The organism is Pseudomonas putida (assembly GCA_041879295.1).
In the GTDB taxonomy this organism is placed as follows: Bacteria; Pseudomonadota; Gammaproteobacteria; order Pseudomonadales; family Pseudomonadaceae; genus Aquipseudomonas; species Aquipseudomonas putida_Y.
Genome location: CP047152.1, coordinates 2340759 through 2359717, shown reverse-complemented (window position 1 = coordinate 2359717; position 18959 = coordinate 2340759). Strand labels below are relative to the sequence as shown.

Below are 18959 nucleotides of genomic sequence, written 5' to 3'. Positions count from 1 at the left end.
AAGACCGCGCAGCACTTGAGCTACTCTGTCACTGCCACCGCTCCAGGTTCTGTTTCAACCACTGCTCGGGCAAGGCCCCGCCAACGATCTTCGCCATCTCCCGCGCCAGCGCCTCACGCAGCGGTGGCCGGTTGCAGGGCGACTCTCGGGAGATTGCCAGGTACAACCCTTCACTGGACACGGGTGGCTGCAATACCTGCACAGTGGCTGCGATGCCCAACGTGCGCGCCAGCACCATGCCAGGAAACTGCTCGTACACCACGTAATCGCTGCGTTTGTGCATCAGCTTCTCGAACGCCTGTCTGGCACTGGGCACCGCTTCAAGGGTGAGATTGGCCGCGGCGTATTCATCGAACTGTTGGCCGTGGCTGTTGTTGACCAGAGTGCCACCCTTGCGGCCTTTGAGGTCGGCCCATTGCTGGTAGGCAAAGGCATTGTCCTGGCGCACCCAGATGACGCTGGGGGTACGCAAAAACGGCGGGGCGATGAAGTCCACATGCTGCCGGCGCGCTTCGGTCAGGAAGTACCCGGCCATCAAGTCGATCCGCCCGGTGCGCACTTCTTCCTGGGCTCGCGACCACGGCCCGGCGTAAACCACCTCTATGTCCAGCCCCAACTGCTTGCCCAGGTATTTGAGCAGGTCGGCATTGGCACCGATCAGTCGTTGAGGGTTCAGCGGGTCGCGCCACAGGTACGGGGGGTATTCCGGGTTGCCTGTGGCGGTCAGCCGTAGGCATGCATCATCCGCTGTTGCAGCCAGGGGCAGCAGTGACAGGCACATCAGGAGCAAGACGTGGCGAAAGCAACGCTCGATCATCTACGACCCTCGGCACATGAAACACCCGGCGATCCGGCGTAGTGGCCAAAGGCTGCCACCTGCCGTGGTCGCCTGCAGCTATCATCTGCGCGCTGTAGACAGTCTGGACCATCAGCAACCCGCAGACGAGCCTTTCATCGTCCCGTCGATAAATTTGCCGAAGGACACACAGTGAGCGCCTGCTCGGCCGGCGACAAACTGGGCTTTTCAGGCACCCTGCCGTCGCATCGCCAGGATCGCCGCGCCAAAACCGATAAAGGTGGTGCCCACCACCCTGTTCACCCAGCGCGACAGCGACGGCCGGGTCAGCCCCCCCTTGGCCCGCGCAGCCAGGGCGGCATACGCGCTTAGCGAAGTGAGCGACAAGGCCACGAAAATCCCGGTCAAGGTCAGGAACTGCGGCAATAGCGCAGCCCCTTGGTCGATGAACTGCGGAAACAGTGCTGTAAAGAACATGGTCGCCTTCGGGTTGGTCACTGCAGTGAGAAAGGCCGATTTGAACAGTTTCAGCGGCGTAGGCCGCACCTTGGCCGCACACTCTGCGGCACCCTGCTCCAGCATCGGGCTCTTCTTCAGCAGTTGGCGCGCCCCCAGGTAGAACAGATAGCCCGCCCCCAGGATCTTCACGGCATTGAACAGTACTTCAGAACTCGCCAGCAGTGCGCCTAGCCCCAGCATGGCTGCAGCCGACAAACAGAACAGGCCCGTGCCATTGCCCAGCGACGACCAGATCGCGCTGCGCTGGCCATGGGCAAGGCTGTTGTTGATAGCCATCAGGGTGGCAGGGCCGGGGCTGGCGATCGCGATGGCGGCGACCAGGGTGAATGCGAACAGCGAGTGAGAATCCATTTCAGGCTCGTCAGACAATCAGGTGAGGCTGCGTCTATTGAGCGCAGGTTCAGTCTGTATTCTGCCGCTTTGCCGCCTTCTTGACGATAGCCTTCATTCGCGTCGCCGCCCGCTGCACAGTGGCCATCTTCTCGGGGCGCTTCATGCCCCGCCATTTGCGGATTTCGTCACGGGTACGGCCACAGCTCACGCACAGCTCGCTGCTGAGCTGGCATAACGAGACGCAGGGGTTGTCGATGTCTTTGGCCATGCCACTACTCAGCCAGGCAGTTCTGCCCGCGCATGTTCGCCAGCACTGTGGAACACCTGGCGCACTTCCTCGGCCTTGACCTTGGTTACCGACCTGGCTGCCAGCAACTCATCGACCACGCGCAAGCCCTGCTCCAGGGCTGTGGCCAGTTGATCAGCGTCGGAGGCGTCAGCGATATCACCCAGATAGGGAGCGATGAGGTACACGTAACGGTCCTGCAGCTTGAGCGCTTCCAGCGCGTCGAGGGCTTTCTGGAACCGATCGGCAGCGGCAGGGCTCATGCTCAATTTATCGAAATGAATCAGGCTCACACGGTCAGTGGCCATTATGACGAATCTCCGTTTCCTGGTGCGGCCAGGCCCGCAAGCAGCAGCACTTCTACGATGCTCGTATGTGTGGGCCCGGGTTATGGCCATCAGGGTACCAGAAGCCGAAGCAGAAAGGGCCACTGCCCCCAGAACTAAAAGTATTTGCCAAGTCGCGTAATGGACGCCCCACGACGTTATGGGGACATGAGCCGCTGTTTGCTGCACAGGATAATCCCGCCGGCAATCCACCCCGCCGAGGTCGTCATCGCGCTCGGCAGCCCACACAACAACAAGCCTGCGCGTTCAGGCAAGACACAACGGGGCCTCATCATTCATGGCAAAGGAACACATCCCCGAAACACTCGATCTTGGCGTCACAGACCCCTCGAAAACCGCAGAAGCCCGCCAGGACCGGCATTTCGAGGGCAAGCTTGACTGGATCGTCTTCGGTTTCACCAGCCTCCTGGCCATCGCGTTCGTGCTCTGGGGCTTCCTCAACCAGGCCAGCCTGGCCAGCAGCGCCTCCAGCGCGCAATCCTGGGTCATTCTCAATTTCGGCTGGTTCTTCGTGCTCACCTCCTCCCTCTTCGTGGTGTTCGTGCTGTGGCTGGCCGCAAGCCGTTACGGGCGGGTGCCGCTGGGCCGCGATGGCGAACAGCCAGAATTCCGCACGGTGTCCTGGGTAGCGATGATGTTCAGCGCCGGTATGGGGATCGGCCTGATGTTCTTCGGCGTGGCCGAGCCGCTGTCGCACTACATATCGCCGCCGCCCGGCTCGGCCAGCGGGCAGACCAGCGAGGCGATGCAGGTGGCAATGGCCACCACCCTGTTCCACTGGACCCTGCACCCTTGGGCCATGTACGCCATCGTTGGCCTGGTAATCGCCTACGGCACCTTCCGCCGTGGCCGCTCGCAGCTGATTTCTGCTGCCTTTCGGCCGCTGATCGGCAAGCACGCAAACGGCCCTCTCGGCCGCCTGATCGACATGATGGCGATCTTCGCCACACTGTTCGGCTCGGCCGCCTCGCTAGGCCTTGGCGCGTTGCAGATTGCCGGCGGCCTGGAATACAACGGCTGGATCGAAAGCCCTGGTAAACTGTTCTACATCTCGATCATCACCCTGCTGACCATTGCCTTCGTCACCTCGGCGGTGTCGGGCATCGGCAAGGGTATCCAGTGGCTGTCCAACACCAACATGGTACTGGCACTGGTGCTGGCAGTGTTCGTGTTCCTGGTCGGGCCGACGCTGCTGATGCTCAATCTGTTGCCGACCTCGCTCGGCATCTACATCAAGATGCTGCCGGAGATGATGGCCCGCACCAACGCCAGCGGCGGCGAGCAGATGAACAGCTGGCTGGCCGGCTGGACCGTGTTCTACTGGGCCTGGTGGATCTCCTGGACGCCTTTCGTGGGCATGTTCATCGCCCGTATCAGCCGCGGCCGCACCATTCGCCAGTTCGTGACCGGGGTGCTGCTGGTGCCAAGCCTGGTCAGCCTGGTGTGGTTCACCATCTTCGGTGGCGCCGCCATCGAGGCCGTGCGCGAGGGCGCCTTCCAGCTGGCCAACGGTGCGGTCAACAGTAACCACGCGCTGTACCAGTTGCTGGACAGCTACCCGCTGGCCTCGGCAACCTCGGTGCTGGTGATGATCCTGGTGGGCATCTTTTTCGTTTCTGGTGCCGACGCAGCCTCGCTGGTGATGGGCACGCTGTCGGAGCACGGCACCACCGCGCCATCGCGGCGCACAGTGATTTTCTGGGGCACGCTGACCGGTACGGTGGCGGCGATCATGCTGGCGATCGGCGACCCACGTAATCCTGGCGAGGCGCTGACCGGGCTGCAGAACCTGACCATCGTCGTGGCCTTGCCATTCGTGGTGGTGATGGTACTGCTATGCCTGGCGCTGTACCGCGACCTGCGCAAGGACCCGATGATGCTGCGCCACCTGCGCGGTAACGAGCTGATCGAAAAGGCCGTGCTGTATGGGGCGGTGAAGCATGGAGAGGAGTTCTACATTGTAGTGCAGGAGAAGAAGGCATCGACCAAGACAGCGGCAGAGGCCGAAGTAACCAGCAACTGATTGCTTCAATCAGAAAACCACGGGCTGCCACGCAGCCCGATCACAGCACGAGGCCGCTGCTGCTGAAAACACAGGTCTGCTTCAACCTTTCAACGCCGCCTCTATCTTGGCCACATCGATCTTGCCCATCTGCATCATGGCCTCGAACGCACGTTTGGCCGCCGCTCGGTCGGGGTGGCTGATGGCTTCGATGAGGATGCGTGGAGTGATCTGCCACGAAATCCCCCATTTGTCCTTGCACCAGCCGCAAACGCTGGCCTCGCCGCCGTTGCCGATAATGGCATCCCACAAGCGGTCGGTCTCTGCCTGGTCCGCGGTACTGACCTGAAATGAAAATGCCTCACAGTGCTTGAAGGCCGCCCCACCATTGAGTCCCACGCAAGGAATGCCCATTACCGTGAAGTCCACGGTGATCACATCGCCCTGCTTGCCTGAAGGGTAATCGGCGGGTGCCTGGTGCACAGCGACCACCCGGCTATCGGGGAACGTTCGGGCATAGAAGTTCGCCGCCTCTTCAGCTTCGTGGTCATACCACAGGCAGATGGTGTTCTTGGCGGTCATGGTCTTGCTCCAAGATCGAAGGTGAGCCTTGAGTCTAGCCCCATAGCCCCGGCGTACCGGTAACGCCTGACCAACTGATGCCAATGCATGGTTTAACCGCGACGACGCCGATTCAAAAAAAGGCGCCCCAAGCGGAGCGCCAAAAAATCCACCCAGACCAAAGGAGCAACGAGGTTGCCGAAGTGGAATCACAGAATCGACAACGGGTACTCCACGATCAGCCGCACTTCGTCCAGGTCCGACTCGAACGCCGTGGCCCGGGTGGTGGCCTGGCGAACCCGCAACGACAGGTCCTTGGCCGCGCCAGTCTGCACCACATATTTGACCTCGATGTCACGTTCCCAGCGTTTCTGGTCGGTCAGCGGGTTGCCCGCGACGTCGCGGCGCATGTAAGTGGCGTTGGCATTGGAGTAATCGGCGTCGGTACCCTTGCCGTAACGTGTCATGAACGACAGCCCAGGTACGCCGTAGGTGGCCATGTTCAGGTCATAGCGCAGCATCCATGAACGCTCCTTGGGCGCGTTGAAGTCGCTGTACTGGATGGAGTTGTCGAGGAAGATCGAGTCGGACTGACGCAGGTAGTCGAAGTCGTCGTCGCCGTTGTTGCGCTGGTGAGTCAGGGCCAGGGTGTGAGCACCAAAGCGCACACCCAGCTTGGCGCTCCAGATATCGTTGTCAAAGGCGCCCAGGCGCTGCTGCCCTTCATCAACAGCCTTGTAATAGTTGAAACCACCAATCAGGGCCAGCTTCTCGCTCAACGGCCAGCTCAGGCTGGTGCCGACGTAGTACTGGTTCCACACGTCCTTGAGCCGGCTACTGAACAGGCTGACGCCAACATGCTCATTGAGCGTGTAGTCCCCCCCGCCATAGGCGATCCACGGCGAATCGACCGGGCCGCCATAGAACGTCACGAAGTTCTCCCGCAGGTCGCTGGACATCGGTTGGCTCATGGCATGCAGACGCCCGGCTTGCAGGGCAAGGCCCTTGATGCTGGTGTTCTCCAGGGTCACCCCACGAAAGCTCTCCGGCAGCAGCCGCGAATCGCCAGCAGCCACCACCGGGTTGGCCGGGAACACATCGCCCACCTTCAGTACCGTGTCGAACAGTCGCACCTTGGCCGCGCCCCCCACCTTGGTGTATTCGTCACGTGCCTGGCCGTCGCGGTCAACCGGCAATACGTCGAAAGAACTGCGCCCGCCGTTGCGGCCGCCGCCAGTGTCGAGCTTAAGGCCAAGCATGGCAAACGCGTCCAGGCCAACACCTACGGTGCCCTGGGTGAAGCCCGACTCAAATCGGGTAATCACGGCGTGCCCCCAGGCTTCGGAGTAGCCGCTGTCAGGCTGTTTGCTCGGGCTGTGTGTTGGGGCCGCAGAATCGCGGTTATCGCGGTTGAAATAGAAGTTGCGATTAAGCACGCTGAGGGTACTGCCCGCCACGAATCCGTCCGCGCTTTCTTCTGCGGCAACAACCTGGCTGCCAACGCTGGCCAACGCCAGGCAAGCAGCCAATGTCAGGGGTGATCTGCACGTCATCCGATGCTCCTTGAACGTCGCATTTGTTGTTATGTCGGCGGGCCGAGATTGACGGCCGGCAGATAACGCCAAGGTGATCGGCGTATTACAATTGCGTCATCGACAACGCAGCGCTCTGAGTGGAGTACTGCAACATTCTGCAGATATTTCCGACGCCAGGCAGTGAACCTGCTGACAAAAAAACGGTCTTTCGCTGACGGTCAACTCACCGACCGGTTCATCGGCCCAGCCACCGTGGCCTACTTTTTGTCCTGTTCCAGCGAATTCAGCGAAGACCCAACATGCCCGATTCCCGCCCAAATGCTTCCGCCCTCCCTGCCCTGCGCATCGGCCTGATTGCCGCCCTGGTGGGTATCGCCGCCCCCGCGCACGCCGAAGAGCCTGCCAGCGACGCACGCTGGGTCAGCGACAGCCTGAGCACCTACGTGCGCAGCGGCCCGACCGACGGGCACCGCATTGTCGGCACGCTCAAGTCCGGGCAGAAGCTGACCCTGCTCGGCAGCCAGGGCAATTACAGCCAGGTGCGTGGGCAGAACGGAGATGTGGTGTGGATCCTCAGCAACGACCTACAGACGGTACCCGGGCAGAACGAACGCCTGCCATTGCTCGATGCCCAGGTTGCCGAACTGACCGGGCAGTTGAAGACCATCGACGACAACTGGAAGAACCGCGTGCAAGGGATGCAGGAAACACTTGATTCGCGCAAGCAGTTGATTGACGAGCTGGAGGCGCGCAACAAGGCACTGAACGAGCAGCTCGATCAGAGCCAGTCGGACCTGCGCGATACCCAGGCCCGCCTGGGAGATGAGAACAAGCAGGTGATGATGCGTTACATGGTGTATGGCGGCAGCATCGCCGGTGCAGGCTTGCTGGCGGGGCTGATCCTGCCGGCACTGACCCGTGGGCGCAAGAAGAACGATCGCTGGTTCTGAGCTCGGCAAGGCGCTGGAACTGGAACGTGCAGGCCTTGCTATAGCGGAATAGTGGAGTCGTCCCTACAACAACCGTTCCAGTGCCTCCAGCACATACCCCGTGGCGCGCTCCACCTGCCCTTCCCGACAAGCAATCCCCAACTGCCGCCACAACCCCGGCCGCAGCGGTCGACGAGCAATGCGCCGGTCCAACTCGGCCGCCTCCCCCTCCTGCGGCAATAATGTCGCCCCATACCCGGCGCCGACCAGGCTCTTGATCGCATCGTTGTAATTCAGCTCGATCCGCGGCTCGGGGTACAACCCCGCCGCTGCAAACCACTCCCCGGTAACCCGCGACAGCTGGGTGGTGCTGTCGTTGAGAATCAACGCCCGTTGCGCCAGCCACTCCGGAGTGATCCTGGCCGGTGGCTGCCAGTCGGCCGGCACATACGCCATAATCGGGTCGCGCCGCCAAGGGGTGACCGTCAATCCTTTACCGGCCACCTGCGGCAAGGCTACAAGGCCGATATCCAGTGTGCCCTCACGCAAGCGCGCGAGCGACGCCTGGGAGGTCAGCACCTGGACCTGCACATCGATCCCAGGGTGCTCCACACGCAGGCGCGCCAATGCCTGCGGCAGCAAATGGGCAATGGCACCGGTGGAGGCGCCCAGGCGCACACGCCCGGTCAACCCTTCGACCTGCCGGCGTACTTCGTCCAGCGCCAGGTCAGCGTCCGCCAGCAGGCGCCGGGCACGCCCCAGCAGTGTTTCACCGATGACGGTGGGCCGCACCTGGCCGCGGGTGCGGGTGAGCAATGGGGCGCCGATTCGCGCCTCCAGCTCAGCCACATGCAAGCTGATGGTGGGCGGCGCCAGGTTAAGCCGGCGGGCGGCCTCTGCAAAAGAGCCCAGGTCGCTGATGACCACCAATGTGCGGAGGCGGTCGAGGCTGATTTCGCGCATTGTCAGAGCCGGTCCTTTCGCGGGTAAACCCACAGGTTCACTACGCTTTTCAAAAAGTCATTCAGAGAACCTGAATATATTGATCATCATATTCAAATTTTCATTACCAAAGCTACGGGCGAGCATAGGCCATCTTTCCCCAACCGGACCCCGACCATGCATACCCCTGTTGTTTTCATCGACGGCGACCAAGGCACCACAGGCCTGCAGATCCATGCCCGCCTAAAGGGCCGTACCGATCTTCGCCTGTTGACCCTCCCCGAGGCCGAGCGCAAGGACCCGCAACGCCGCTGCGAAGCGATCAACAGCGCCGATATCGCCCTGCTGTGCCTGCCCGACGACGCCGCCCGCGAGGCCGTGGCCGCAATCCACAACCCGCAAGTGCGAGTGATCGACGCCAGCTCTGCGCACCGCACCACACCTGGCTGGGTGTACGGCCTGCCGGAGCTGGACGAACAGCAAGCCGAGCGTATCGCGCAAAGCAAGCGTGTCAGCAACCCCGGGTGCTATCCCACCGGTGCCATCGCGCTGCTGCACCCGCTGGTCAAGGCCGGTTTGCTGCCTGCTGACTATCCGTTGAGCATCCACGCCGTCTCTGGCTACTCCGGTGGCGGTCGCGCGGCGGTTGAGCGGCATGAACAGCCCGGCGCCGCCAAAGCCCCTGCCCTACAGCTGTATGGCCTGGAGCTGGCGCACAAGCACGTACCGGAGATCCAGCAGCATGCGGGGTTGTCGGCGCGGCCGATGTTCATGCCCGGCTATGGCGCCTACCGCCAAGGCATCGTACTGAGCATTCCCCTGCAACTTCGCCTGCTGCCTGGACACATCAGCGCCGAGCAACTGCAAGCCTGCCTGGAACAGCATTACCAGGGTGCCCGCCATGTCCAGGTGATGCCCCTGCATCAGTGCGGCGCTGCGGCAAACCTCGATCCCGAGGCATTGAATGACAGCAATGACCTGCGCCTGGCGCTGTACGCCAACCCCGAGCATGGCCAGGTGCTGCTCACCGCAGTGTTCGACAACCTGGGCAAAGGTGCCTCTGGTGCTGCCGTGCAAAACCTCGACCTGATGCTCGGTGCCTTACAGGCACACGGCTGATACGGCAAAACCGGTTAGACTGTACAACCCGCGCCAGCACCGCGCGGGTTGTATTCTCATCCGCCGGAGCCCCCCCAGATGTTCATCCTGAGCCGCCTCGACAGCGTGCCGCCCGAATCTTTCCAGAACCAGATCCGCGAGCTGGTCATTCACAATGTTGGCGAATTGAGCAGTGTCGCCATCGCCGTCGACAACCCGCTGTACCCGTTGTACCAGTACGGCGTCGGCATGGAAGTCCACCAGTACCTGCAAGCACTGGATGGCACCCGTGGCCTGGCCGTGGCGCTTACCCTGGCGCTGGATGCCGAAGCACCTGACCAGTTGCTGGGTTTTGCTCTTTCGCTGCCAGCCCAGGACGATGGGCAGGCCTGTGCATTGGCCTTTCTGGCCGTTTCTGCCAGCCATCGCCGCCAGGGCATCGCCCGTGCCCTGCTGGGCGACCTGCAGGCGCGCCATGCCTGTGTGGAGCTGAACGCCTTTGCCAAACAGGTGCCGTGGTTCGAAGCGATGGGCATGCAAGTGGTGGCCGCCAATGGACCGCAAGTGCTGATGAGTAGTACCGGCCAGGCCAGTGGTGCGCTGATCGGGCGCCTGGACATTGCGCCGATCTATCAGACGGCTGAAGTGCTGCAGATTCACACCTATCTGCTCAACCAGCAGGGTGAGGATGCGATGATCGAAGCGGAGCAGATGCGCGATGAGCGGCTGGATGAACTTGCCGCTCAAGCCCGGGAATGTGTGCGTCAGCGCAAGACCGTGCATTGATTCAAGGGCCTGTTCGCGGGTATCAAGGCCCGCTGATTGCAATGACTCGGCGCGAACACTTGGAAAAGCCTCAGACAATGACAGCTTTGTCAATTACCTTGTTACATTGAGTGACTGTTCAATAATGATGGCCATATGGCATCATTCAAACAAAAAACATGCAAGAGGGTGAGGCAAATCTACTAATCCGCAGCGCATCAAGAGCCTGGCGCCACCTCGGCGGCCCGGCTTTCCGGCCAGCTCCTGACGCCTGCACGCCACCGGCAAGGAGCTTTCCATGCAATTACGGAATTTGAAAATCGGCATTCGCGCTGCCAGCGTATTCGCCCTGTTGGGTACCCTGGTCCTGGTCATGGGCCTTATCGCACTTTACGAAACCCGCCAGATGGACAAGGCCACTGACGAGATCCGGCTCACCTGGATGCCCTCCGTGGTAGCGCTGGGCGAGATCAGCAGCAACCTCGGTCGCGCCAGAGCCATCACCCTGCGCGCCGCGCTGGACGATAACCCCACCGAGCGCACACGCAACCTGCAGATGCTCGAAGGCATCAACGCCGAACTCCAGGGTGGCCTGAAGGACTATGCTGACACCCTCATCGCTACCGACGACCCTGCTCTGTTCAACACATTCAATGACGCGCACCAGCAGTACCTCGAACTGCAGGTGAAAGTGCTGCAGAACATTGCCGCAGGGCGTATGGACGAGGCCAAGCAGCAGATCAGCGGCCCGCTCACCCAGCGTGCCGACAGCATGATGAAGGCTTTGGTGGCGCTGATCGACTACAACAGCAAAGGTGCCGAAGATGCCTCGCAGCGCAGCAGTGACGTAGCAGACGAAGCGTTCACGGCCATCATCTCTTCATTGCTTGTGATCATGCTTGCTCTAGCCGCTATTGCTATCGTGCTTACGCGCAGCATTGTGGCGCCCCTGGCCGATGCCGTGGCCGTCGCGGAACGGGTCGCGCTCGGCGACCTCACCCAGGAAATCCGGATTGTCGGCCGCGATGAGCCAGCCCTGCTGCTCCGCGCTCTGAGCCGCATGCAAAGCAGCCTGCGCGATACCATTCGCAAGATCGCCGCTTCGTCCGACCAGCTGGCCTCAGCCTCGGAAGAACTGCACACCGTCACCGAAGACACCAGCCGTGGCCTACACCAGCAAAGCGCGGAAATCGACCAGGCGGCCACGGCCGTCAACCAGATGACCGCAGCGGTCGAGGAAGTGGCAAACAATGCGGTCAGCACCGCCGACGCCTCGAAAGGCGCCGACCAGACCACCCGCGATGGCCGCGACCGGGTCAACCAGGCACTGGCATCCATCCAGCATCTGGTGGCTGACGTGAGCGACACCTCGGGCGAGATCGAACAACTGGCCAGCAATGCCAACGAGATCAGCCGGGTTCTGGACGTGATTGGCGCGATTGCCGGGCAAACCAACCTGCTGGCACTGAATGCCGCGATCGAGGCTGCCCGCGCCGGCGAAGCGGGCCGTGGATTTGCCGTGGTGGCCGACGAGGTCCGCGCCCTCGCCCACCGTACACAGCAATCAACGGCGGAGATCGAGCAGATGATTGCTGGTATTCAGAACGGTACCGAGCGTGCGGTAACGGCAATGCACAGCAGCCAGGGGCGTGCCAGCGGTACGCTGGAAGTGGCACAAGGCGCAGGGCTGGCGTTGGAGGTGATTGCCGAGGCGATCGCCTCCATCAACCAGCGTAACCTGGTAATTGCCAGTGCTTCTGAGGAGCAGGCACAGGTGGCACGGGAGGTGGACCGTAATCTGGTCAACATTCGTGATCTGGCGATGCAGACGTCGGCGGGTGCCAATCAGACCAGTGCGGCAGCGCAAGACTTGTCGCGGCTGGCAGTGGACTTGAACGGGATGGTGGCGCAGTTCAAGGTCTGATCGGAAATGACAGGGGCTGCAAAGCAGCCCCTGTTACAGCAACGACAATCTATCAGTCGTTGACACTCACAACTCGCCCCGCCTTCTCGGCAGCCTTGCCGCGCGTCGCCAGGCAGTAATACAGCGGCACCGTCACCAGCAAGCCGAACAGCCACGACAAATCGGCCCCTTCCACAATATTGGAATACGGCCCCACATACAGCGACGTGTTGGCAAAGGGCAACTGCACCAGGATGCCGCAGGCATAGGCAATGATCGCGTGGTGGTTGAAGCGGCCATAGATGCCGCCGTCAGCACTGAAGATCGAGGCGATGTCGTACTGGCCCTTCTTGATCAGATAGAAGTCGATCAGGTTGATCGAAGCCCACGGCACCAGCACCAGCAGCAGCGCCAGGATCAGGCCGATGAACTGGCCGATGAAGTCCGCCGAGGCATTCAGTGCCACCATCCCGCAGCCCACCAGAATGACCGAGGCCAGGATCACCCGTACCTTGACGCTCGGCGTCCACTCGGCCACGAAGGTCTGGATTGCGGTCACGATCGACAGCACCGCGCCATACAGGTTGAGGGCGTTGTGGCTGATGATGTTAAGCAGGAACAGCACCATCAGGATCGGGCCCAGCCAGCCGGTAGCCTGCTTCACCGCGTCCATTGCGTCAGTGCCTTGCGGGACACACAAAACTGCCACTGCACCAAAGCTGAAGCACAGGATGGTACCCAGGGTGGCGCCCAGGTAGGTCGCCCAAAACGGTTTGGCAATGCCCACTTCACGCGGCAGATAACGCGAATAGTCTGACGTGTACGGCGAGAAGCTGATCTGCCAGATGGTGCCCAGCGACACGGTGGCGATAAAGCCCGACAGGTTGAACGCGCCGCGGCTGAAGAAGTCTGCCGGCAATTCCTGGATGAACATCATGATGAAACCGGCCAGCAAAGCCGAACCCATCACCCAGGTGCCGATGCGGTTGAGAATGTGGATGAAACGATAGCCGATCACGCCGATGGCAGTAGCGCTCAGGGCACCTATCACGATCGCGCCGGGCATCGGCACACTCGGGGCGATACCGTGGATGGTCTTGCCTGCCAGAACAATGTTGGAAATAAAGAAGCCGACATAGATCAGCGCGGTAAAGAACACGATCAGCAAGGCGCCGTAACGGCCGAACTGGCCACGGCTTTGCACCATTTGTGGAATGCCCAACTGCGGCCCCTGCGCAGAGGCCAGGGCGATGACCACGCCCCCGACCAGATGGCCCAGGACAATGGCTATCAACCCCCACAACAGGTTCAGGTGGAACACCTGGACCACCATGGCACCGGTGACGATGGGCAGTGGTGCAATGTTGGTACTGAACCAGAGGGTGAACAGGTCGCGCGCCTTCCCATGGCGCTCGGCAGGTGGAACGTAATCGACCGTGTGATTCTCGACAAACTGGTGCTGCGACGACGGTTGGGACATGGTTTTCAGCTCGAAAGGTCGTTTTTATCTTTGTAAGGAAACCGCATCTAGGCGGCCTCTCAGCTGCAGACCATATTATGGTATTCCAAACTTTTGACAACACTGATCCGCAGTAAAAAACGCCCGCTGATCCGCTTGCGCAACCCTGGCGGCAAACTACCTGATCGCTCAAGGCCACGATATACGTGGCCTTGAGCCGTCCATCGTGAAAAAGACGGGTTGAAAATTCCGCTTGCAAAATAGGTATTACGGTATACCATCAGACACATCAACGATAAAAACCGCGGACCACCGCAGCCCTTCAGAGGTACTCCCGATGATCGACGCAACTGTCTACAAGAACGTTCTGGGCTCCTTCCCGTCCGGCGTTACCGTCATCACCACCCAGGACGACGACGGCTCGGTCGTCGGCCTGACCGCCAGCGCCTTCTCCTCCCTGTCGATGGACCCGCCACTGGTGCTGTTCTGCCCCAACTACACCTCCGACTCCTACCCGGTACTGATCAAACAGAGGCGCTTTGCCATTCATCTGCTCTCGGGTGAGCAGCAGGCAGAAGCCTACGCGTTCGCCAAGAAGGGCAAGGACAAGGCCAGCGGTATCGAGTGGAGCCTGAGCGAACTGGGCAACCCGATCCTGGCCGGCGCAACCGCAGTGATCGAATGTGAACTGTGGCGTGAATACGAAGGTGGCGACCACGCCATCATGGTTGGCAAGGTGCACAACCTGATCGTCCCGGCAGAAGCACCACGGCCCATGGTGTACTGCCGCGGCAAAATGGCCAGCCTACCGGCCTTTGCCTGAAGCCTGCAATTCGACGCAGACCCCTGTGGGAGCGGGCTTGCCCGCGAACACCGGCGAAGCCGGTGCCACCCACCGCGTGTTCTGTTTCGCGGGCAAGCCCGCTCCCACACTGAAGCCCGCTTTACTGACGGGTAACAACAAGCGTTGAGGAAAAACCCATGAAATTTTCGTTGTTCGTGCACATGGAACGTTGGGATGAACAGGTCAGCCACCGCCAGCTGTTCGAAGACCTGACCGAACTGACCCTGATGGCCGAGAACGGCGGTTTCAGCACCGTGTGGATCGGCGAACACCACGCCATGGAATACACCATTTCGCCAAGCCCGATGCCACTGCTGGCCTACCTGGCCGCACGCACCGAGAAGATCCGCCTGGGCGCCGGCACCATCATCGCGCCGTTCTGGAACCCGATCCGCGTTGCGGGCGAATGCGCACTGCTCGACGTGATCAGTAACGGTCGTATGGAAGTGGGCCTGGCCCGCGGCGCCTATCAGTTCGAATTCGACCGCATGGCAGGTGGCATGCCCGCCACCGATGGAGGCAAGGCGCTGCGCGAGATGGTGCCCGTCGTGCGAAAGCTGTGGGAAGGCGACTACGCCCACGATGGCGAAGTCTACAAGTTCCCGACCTCCACCAGCGTACCGAAGCCGTTCAACGCCACGCCGCCTATGTGGATCGCCGCCCGCGATCCGGACTCGCACAACTTTGCCGTGGCCAACGGCTGCAACGTCATGGTCACCCCGCTGATGAAGGGGGACGAAGAAGTGCTGGACCTGAAGAACAAGTTCCAGGCCGCCCTGGACAACAATCCGGACGTGCCGCGCCCACAACTGATGGTGCTGCGCCACACCCATGTGCACAGTCCGGCTGATCCGGACGGCTGGAAAGTTGGCGCCCAGGCCATCTCGCGCTTCTACCGCACGTTCGATGCCTGGTTCGGCAACAAGACCACCCCGGTGAACGGCTTCCTGGAGCCGAGCCCGGAGTCGAAATTCGCCGAAGTGCCGGCGTTCCAGCTGGAAAACATCCGCAAGAACACCATGATCGGCACCCCGGAAGAAATCATCGCACGCATCAAGTACTACCAGGAACTGGGCGTCGACGAGTTCAGCTTCTGGTGCGACAACAGCCTGCCCCACGCCGAGAAGAAAAAGTCGCTGGAGCTGTTCATCAAGGAAGTGGTGCCGGCGTTCGCCTGAATTCCCATTGCCTGAAACATTGCGGGGCACAGCCCGCTCACGTGGCCTCCGTGGCCTGCGTGAGCGGGCTTTTTTTGGGGTGTACGCCTTGAGTCTTGCGGAGTGGTCGAGATCGAGCGCCGCCCGCGCGGCGCATCGCGAGCTGCGCTCGCTCCTACGTTTGTTTCGGGCCAGTCATGCCTGTGGGATTTGCGCGCGAACGCCTTGGCGCATCGCGCGAAATCGCGTCGTACAAACAAGGCAGTCGCGCGCGCCTGTCACAGGCGTGACTGGCCCGAAACAAACGTAGGAGCGAGCGCAGCTCGCGATGCGCCGCGCGGGCGGCGCTCGATTTCGAATACACCACAACCCTCAAGGCATACCCGGCAGCCCCACCTTTCGTCCCCCCGCAAGAGAAATTTCCAGCCACCTCTTGCACAACAAATATTATGGTATACCATCAGACAACAAGAGCTGATAACCCTCACCAGGAGCCACCCATGAGTTTCGAAATCCGCAAGATCGTCACCTACTCCGAAGAGACCCGCATCGAAGGCGGCAAGGCCACCGACAAGCCGGTGACCATGGTCGGCCTGGCCGTCGTGATCAAGAATCCATGGGCCGGTCGCGGTTTCGTTGAAGATCTGAAACCGGAAATTCGCGCCAACTGCTCGGAGCTGGGTGCCCTGATGGTCGAGCGCCTGACTGCTGCCATTGGCGGCGCCGACAAGATCGAGGCCTACGGCAAGGCCGCCGTAGTCGGCGCCGACGGCGAAATCGAGCACGCCTCGGCCGTAATCCACACCCTGCGCTTCGGCAACCACTACCGCGAAGCAGTACAGGCCAAGAGCTACCTGAGCTTCACCAACAAGCGCGGCGGCCCAGGCACTTCGATCCAGATCCCGATGATGCAGAAGGACGACGAAGGCCTGCGTTCGCACTACATCACCCTGGAAATGCAGATCGAAGATGCCCCGCGTGCCGATGAAATCGTCGTGGTCCTGGGCGCAGCCGATGGCGGCCGCCTGCACCCGCGCATCGGCAACCGTTACATCGACCTGGAAGAACTGGCTGCCGAAAAAGCCAACGCTCAATAACAACAACCAAGACGGGCCGGGGCGTGGCGTGCTTACCCGCCGCGCCCGACCTTCAAGGAGCGCCCTCCATGATTCAGCCTGTCGCTGAACGCACACCTGCCGGCACCAGCTATCTGGATGTCGGCCAGGGCCAACCCGTGGTGCTGATCCACGGCGTGGGCCTGAACAAGGAAATGTGGGGCGGTCAGTTCGTTGGCCTGGCCAACGACTACCGCGTCATCGCCTACGACATGCTCGGCCACGGTCAAAGCCGCGTACCGGCCGCCGACACACCGCTGGAAGGCTATGCCGACCAGCTCGCCGAACTGCTTGACCACCTGCAAATTGCACAAGCCACCGTGATCGGCTTCTCCATGGGCGGCCTGGTTGCCCGTGCGTTCGCCCTCAATTACCCGCAGCGCCTGGCTGCACTGGTTGTGCTCAACAGCGTGTTCAACCGCACCCCCGAGCAAAGTGCCGGGGTGATCGCGCGTGCTGCCCAGGCGGCGGAGCTGGGCCCAGACGCCAACGTCGATGCTGCCCTGGACCGCTGGTTCAGCCGTGAATACAAGGCTGCCAACCCGGCGCAGGTCGCCGCCATTCGTCAGGTGCTGGCGAGCAACGACCCGCAGGGCTACCACACCACTTATTCGCTGTTCGCCACTCAGGACATGTACCGCGCCGACGACCTGGGCAGTATCCAGGTGCCGACGCTGATCGCCACCGGCGAACTCGACTCGGGCTCCACCCCGGCCATGACCCGCCAGCTCGCCGCCAGTATTCCTGGCGCACGCAGTGTGGTCCTCGCCGAGCAACGGCATATGATGCCGGTGGAAGCACCGCGTGAAGTCAACAAGATGCTGCTGGACTTCCTCACCCAAGCCCGCACCCTCACCGAATCCGCCAAGGGGATTGTTGCATGACCCTCGTTCGTTTCCAGATGTGCATCGACGGCCAATGGCGCGATGCCCAGAGCGGCAAGACCTTCGACAGCCTCAACCCGGCCACCGCCCAGGCCTGGGCGCAACTGCCCGACGCCGATGAAGCCGATGTGGAGCTGGCCGTTCAGGCCGCCCAGCGTGCCTTCGACAGCAAGGCGTGGCGCAGCATCACTGCCACCGCACGCGGCAAGCTGCTGCGTCGTCTGGGTGACCTGATTGCCGAGAACAAAGAGCACCTGGCCCAGCTGGAAAGCCGTGACAACGGCAAGCTGATCCGCGAAACCCGCGGTCAGGTCGGCTATCTGCCGGAGTTCTTCCACTACACTGCGGGCCTGGCCGACAAGCTCGAAGGCGGCACCCTGCCGCTGGACAAACCCGACCTGTTCGCCTACACCGTGCACGAGCCAATCGGCGTGGTTGCCGGGATCATCCCGTGGAACAGCCCGCTGTACCTCACCGCGATCAAGCTGGCGCCTGCCCTGGCTGCCGGCAACACCATCGTGCTCAAACCGTCCGAGCACGCCTCGGCGACCATCCTCGAGCTGGCCCGACTGGCCCTTGAGGCCGGCTTCCCGGCCGGTGTGGTCAACGTGGTCACCGGCTACGGCCCCAGCACCGGCGCGGCGCTGACCCGCCACCCGCTGGTGCGCAAGATCGCCTTCACCGGCGGTGCCGCCACCGCCCGCCACGTGGTGCGCAGCAGTGCCGAAAACTTCGCCAAGCTGTCGCTGGAGCTGGGCGGCAAGTCGCCGAACATCATCTTCGCCGACGCCGACCTGGACAGCGCCATCAATGGCGCCGTGGCCGGCATCTACGCCGCGTCCGGGCAAAGCTGCGTGGCCGGTTCGCGCCTGCTGGTGCAGGATGAAATCTTCGACGTGTTCGTCGAGCGCCTGATTGCCCGCGCCAAGCGCATCCGCATCGGCAACCCGCAGGACGACGCCAGCGAAATGGGCCCGATGGCCACCGCGCAACAGCTGGCAGTCGTCGAAGGCCTGGTGGCAGCAGCCAAGGCCGAAGGCGCAAAACTGCACATGGGCGGAAAGCGTGCCGACGTTGAAGGTGACGGCTGGTTCTACGAGCCGACCCTGTTCGAGTGCGACAGCAACGCGATGACCATCATGCAGGAAGAAGTGTTCGGCCCGGTCGCCGCGGTGATCCGCTTCAAGACCGAAGAAGAAGCGCTGGCCATAGCCAACGATTCGCAGTTCGGCCTGGCTGCCGGCATCTGGACGCGCGATCTGGGCCGTGCCCACCGCCTGGCCCGCGACGTGCGTTCGGGGATCATCTGGGTCAACACCTACCGTGCCGTGTCGGCCATGGCACCGATAGGTGGTTTCAAGAACAGCGGCTACGGCCGTGAGAGCGGCATCGATTCGGTGCTGGCCTATACCGAGCTGAAGACCGTGTGGATCAACTTGTCCACCGCGCCGATGCCCGACCCGTTCGTGATGCGCTAGGAGGAA

Annotated in this window: 18 protein-coding genes; 10 read left to right on the top strand and 8 right to left on the bottom strand. The window is 61.9% G+C overall.

All coding sequences use genetic code 11. The features are described from left to right. Positions 1-28: 28 nt before the first annotated feature. The 4 genes from GST84_10635 to GST84_10620 form a co-directional block, all read right to left on the bottom strand. On the bottom strand, positions 29-817 hold the full coding sequence (locus GST84_10635) for a transporter substrate-binding domain-containing protein (protein ID XGB12803.1): 789 nt from the start codon (positions 815-817) through the stop codon (positions 29-31). A 207-nt stretch (positions 818-1024) separates the two neighbouring features. Continuing rightward, complete coding sequence (locus GST84_10630; GenBank protein XGB12802.1) at positions 1025-1666, bottom strand: LysE family transporter; 642 nt, start codon at positions 1664-1666, stop codon at positions 1025-1027. Between the two features lie 49 nt (positions 1667-1715). Further along, on the bottom strand, positions 1716-1916 hold the full coding sequence (locus GST84_10625) for a DUF1289 domain-containing protein (protein ID XGB12801.1): 201 nt from the start codon (positions 1914-1916) through the stop codon (positions 1716-1718). 8 nt (positions 1917-1924) lie between these two features. Beyond that, the gene (locus tag GST84_10620) at positions 1925-2242 is read right to left on the bottom strand and encodes a hypothetical protein (GenBank protein ID XGB12800.1); all 318 of its coding nucleotides are present in this window, start codon (positions 2240-2242) and stop codon (positions 1925-1927) included. Positions 2243-2558: 316 nt separating this feature from the next. Here GST84_10620 and GST84_10615 point away from each other — a divergent pair, with 316 nt between their 5' ends. Next, complete coding sequence (locus GST84_10615; GenBank protein ID XGB12799.1) at positions 2559-4304, top strand: BCCT family transporter; 1746 nt, start codon at positions 2559-2561, stop codon at positions 4302-4304. Positions 4305-4385: 81 nt separating this feature from the next. Here GST84_10615 and GST84_10610 read toward each other — a convergent pair whose 3' ends face one another. Further along, on the bottom strand, positions 4386-4865 hold the full coding sequence (locus GST84_10610) for a VOC family protein (protein XGB12798.1): 480 nt from the start codon (positions 4863-4865) through the stop codon (positions 4386-4388). Between the two features lie 188 nt (positions 4866-5053). Further along, positions 5054-6397: an outer membrane porin, OprD family gene (locus GST84_10605; GenBank protein ID XGB12797.1), complete on the bottom strand. Its 1344-nt coding sequence runs from the start codon at positions 6395-6397 to the stop codon at positions 5054-5056. Between the two features lie 281 nt (positions 6398-6678). Here GST84_10605 and GST84_10600 point away from each other — a divergent pair, with 281 nt between their 5' ends. Further along, entirely contained in the window at positions 6679-7329 is a 651-nt protein-coding gene (locus GST84_10600) for an SH3 domain-containing protein (protein XGB12796.1), read from the top strand. A 63-nt stretch (positions 7330-7392) separates the two neighbouring features. On the opposite strand, the gene GST84_10595 is transcribed toward GST84_10600, so the two are convergent. Next, complete coding sequence (locus tag GST84_10595) at positions 7393-8271, bottom strand: LysR family transcriptional regulator (GenBank protein ID XGB12795.1); 879 nt, start codon at positions 8269-8271, stop codon at positions 7393-7395. 156 nt (positions 8272-8427) lie between these two features. On the opposite strand from GST84_10595, the gene argC reads away from it, so the two are divergent. From argC to GST84_10580, 3 genes are all read left to right on the top strand, one after another. Then, complete coding sequence (gene argC / locus GST84_10590) at positions 8428-9369, top strand: N-acetyl-gamma-glutamyl-phosphate reductase (protein XGB12794.1); 942 nt, start codon at positions 8428-8430, stop codon at positions 9367-9369. A 78-nt stretch (positions 9370-9447) separates the two neighbouring features. Further along, positions 9448-10134: a GNAT family N-acetyltransferase gene (locus GST84_10585; protein XGB12793.1), complete on the top strand. Its 687-nt coding sequence runs from the start codon at positions 9448-9450 to the stop codon at positions 10132-10134. A gap of 277 nt (positions 10135-10411) precedes the next feature. Further along, the gene (locus GST84_10580; protein ID XGB12792.1) at positions 10412-12037 is read left to right on the top strand and encodes a HAMP domain-containing protein; all 1626 of its coding nucleotides are present in this window, start codon (positions 10412-10414) and stop codon (positions 12035-12037) included. Positions 12038-12089: 52 nt separating this feature from the next. Here GST84_10580 and GST84_10575 read toward each other — a convergent pair whose 3' ends face one another. Beyond that, positions 12090-13496 (bottom strand): cytosine permease, encoded by a 1407-nt coding sequence (locus GST84_10575; GenBank protein XGB12791.1) that lies wholly within the window; start codon positions 13494-13496, stop codon positions 12090-12092. Between the two features lie 316 nt (positions 13497-13812). Here GST84_10575 and GST84_10570 point away from each other — a divergent pair, with 316 nt between their 5' ends. The 5 genes from GST84_10570 (at position 13813) to GST84_10550 (ending at position 18953) form a co-directional block, all read left to right on the top strand. Continuing rightward, entirely contained in the window at positions 13813-14298 is a 486-nt protein-coding gene (locus GST84_10570; GenBank protein ID XGB12790.1) for a flavin reductase, read from the top strand. 158 nt (positions 14299-14456) lie between these two features. Beyond that, positions 14457-15497, top strand: a complete 1041-nt coding sequence (locus tag GST84_10565) for an LLM class flavin-dependent oxidoreductase (protein ID XGB12789.1) — start codon at positions 14457-14459, stop codon at positions 15495-15497. Between the two features lie 479 nt (positions 15498-15976). Beyond that, complete coding sequence (locus GST84_10560; protein ID XGB12788.1) at positions 15977-16573, top strand: amino acid synthesis family protein; 597 nt, start codon at positions 15977-15979, stop codon at positions 16571-16573. A 68-nt stretch (positions 16574-16641) separates the two neighbouring features. Then, positions 16642-17475: an alpha/beta fold hydrolase gene (locus GST84_10555; GenBank protein ID XGB12787.1), complete on the top strand. Its 834-nt coding sequence runs from the start codon at positions 16642-16644 to the stop codon at positions 17473-17475. Next, on the top strand, positions 17472-18953 hold the full coding sequence (locus tag GST84_10550) for an aldehyde dehydrogenase family protein (GenBank protein XGB12786.1): 1482 nt from the start codon (positions 17472-17474) through the stop codon (positions 18951-18953). The genes GST84_10555 and GST84_10550 overlap by 4 nt, the downstream gene beginning before the upstream one ends. The last annotated feature ends 6 nt before the right edge of the window (positions 18954-18959 follow it).

Coding starts and splice junctions, on each gene's coding strand:
- GST84_10635 (XGB12803.1), bottom strand. CDS start 817: ATGATCGAGCGTTGCTTTCGCCACGTCTTGCTCCTGATGTGCCTGTCA.
- GST84_10630 (XGB12802.1), bottom strand. CDS start 1,666: ATGGATTCTCACTCGCTGTTCGCATTCACCCTGGTCGCCGCCATCGCG.
- GST84_10625 (XGB12801.1), bottom strand. CDS start 1,916: ATGGCCAAAGACATCGACAACCCCTGCGTCTCGTTATGCCAGCTCAGC.
- GST84_10620 (XGB12800.1), bottom strand. CDS start 2,242: ATGGCCACTGACCGTGTGAGCCTGATTCATTTCGATAAATTGAGCATG.
- GST84_10615 (XGB12799.1), top strand. CDS start 2,559: ATGGCAAAGGAACACATCCCCGAAACACTCGATCTTGGCGTCACAGAC.
- GST84_10610 (XGB12798.1), bottom strand. CDS start 4,865: ATGACCGCCAAGAACACCATCTGCCTGTGGTATGACCACGAAGCTGAA.
- GST84_10605 (XGB12797.1), bottom strand. CDS start 6,397: ATGACGTGCAGATCACCCCTGACATTGGCTGCTTGCCTGGCGTTGGCC.
- GST84_10600 (XGB12796.1), top strand. CDS start 6,679: ATGCCCGATTCCCGCCCAAATGCTTCCGCCCTCCCTGCCCTGCGCATC.
- GST84_10595 (XGB12795.1), bottom strand. CDS start 8,271: ATGCGCGAAATCAGCCTCGACCGCCTCCGCACATTGGTGGTCATCAGC.
- argC (XGB12794.1), top strand. CDS start 8,428: ATGCATACCCCTGTTGTTTTCATCGACGGCGACCAAGGCACCACAGGC.
- GST84_10585 (XGB12793.1), top strand. CDS start 9,448: ATGTTCATCCTGAGCCGCCTCGACAGCGTGCCGCCCGAATCTTTCCAG.
- GST84_10580 (XGB12792.1), top strand. CDS start 10,412: ATGCAATTACGGAATTTGAAAATCGGCATTCGCGCTGCCAGCGTATTC.
- GST84_10575 (XGB12791.1), bottom strand. CDS start 13,496: ATGTCCCAACCGTCGTCGCAGCACCAGTTTGTCGAGAATCACACGGTC.
- GST84_10570 (XGB12790.1), top strand. CDS start 13,813: ATGATCGACGCAACTGTCTACAAGAACGTTCTGGGCTCCTTCCCGTCC.
- GST84_10565 (XGB12789.1), top strand. CDS start 14,457: ATGAAATTTTCGTTGTTCGTGCACATGGAACGTTGGGATGAACAGGTC.
- GST84_10560 (XGB12788.1), top strand. CDS start 15,977: ATGAGTTTCGAAATCCGCAAGATCGTCACCTACTCCGAAGAGACCCGC.
- GST84_10555 (XGB12787.1), top strand. CDS start 16,642: ATGATTCAGCCTGTCGCTGAACGCACACCTGCCGGCACCAGCTATCTG.
- GST84_10550 (XGB12786.1), top strand. CDS start 17,472: ATGACCCTCGTTCGTTTCCAGATGTGCATCGACGGCCAATGGCGCGAT.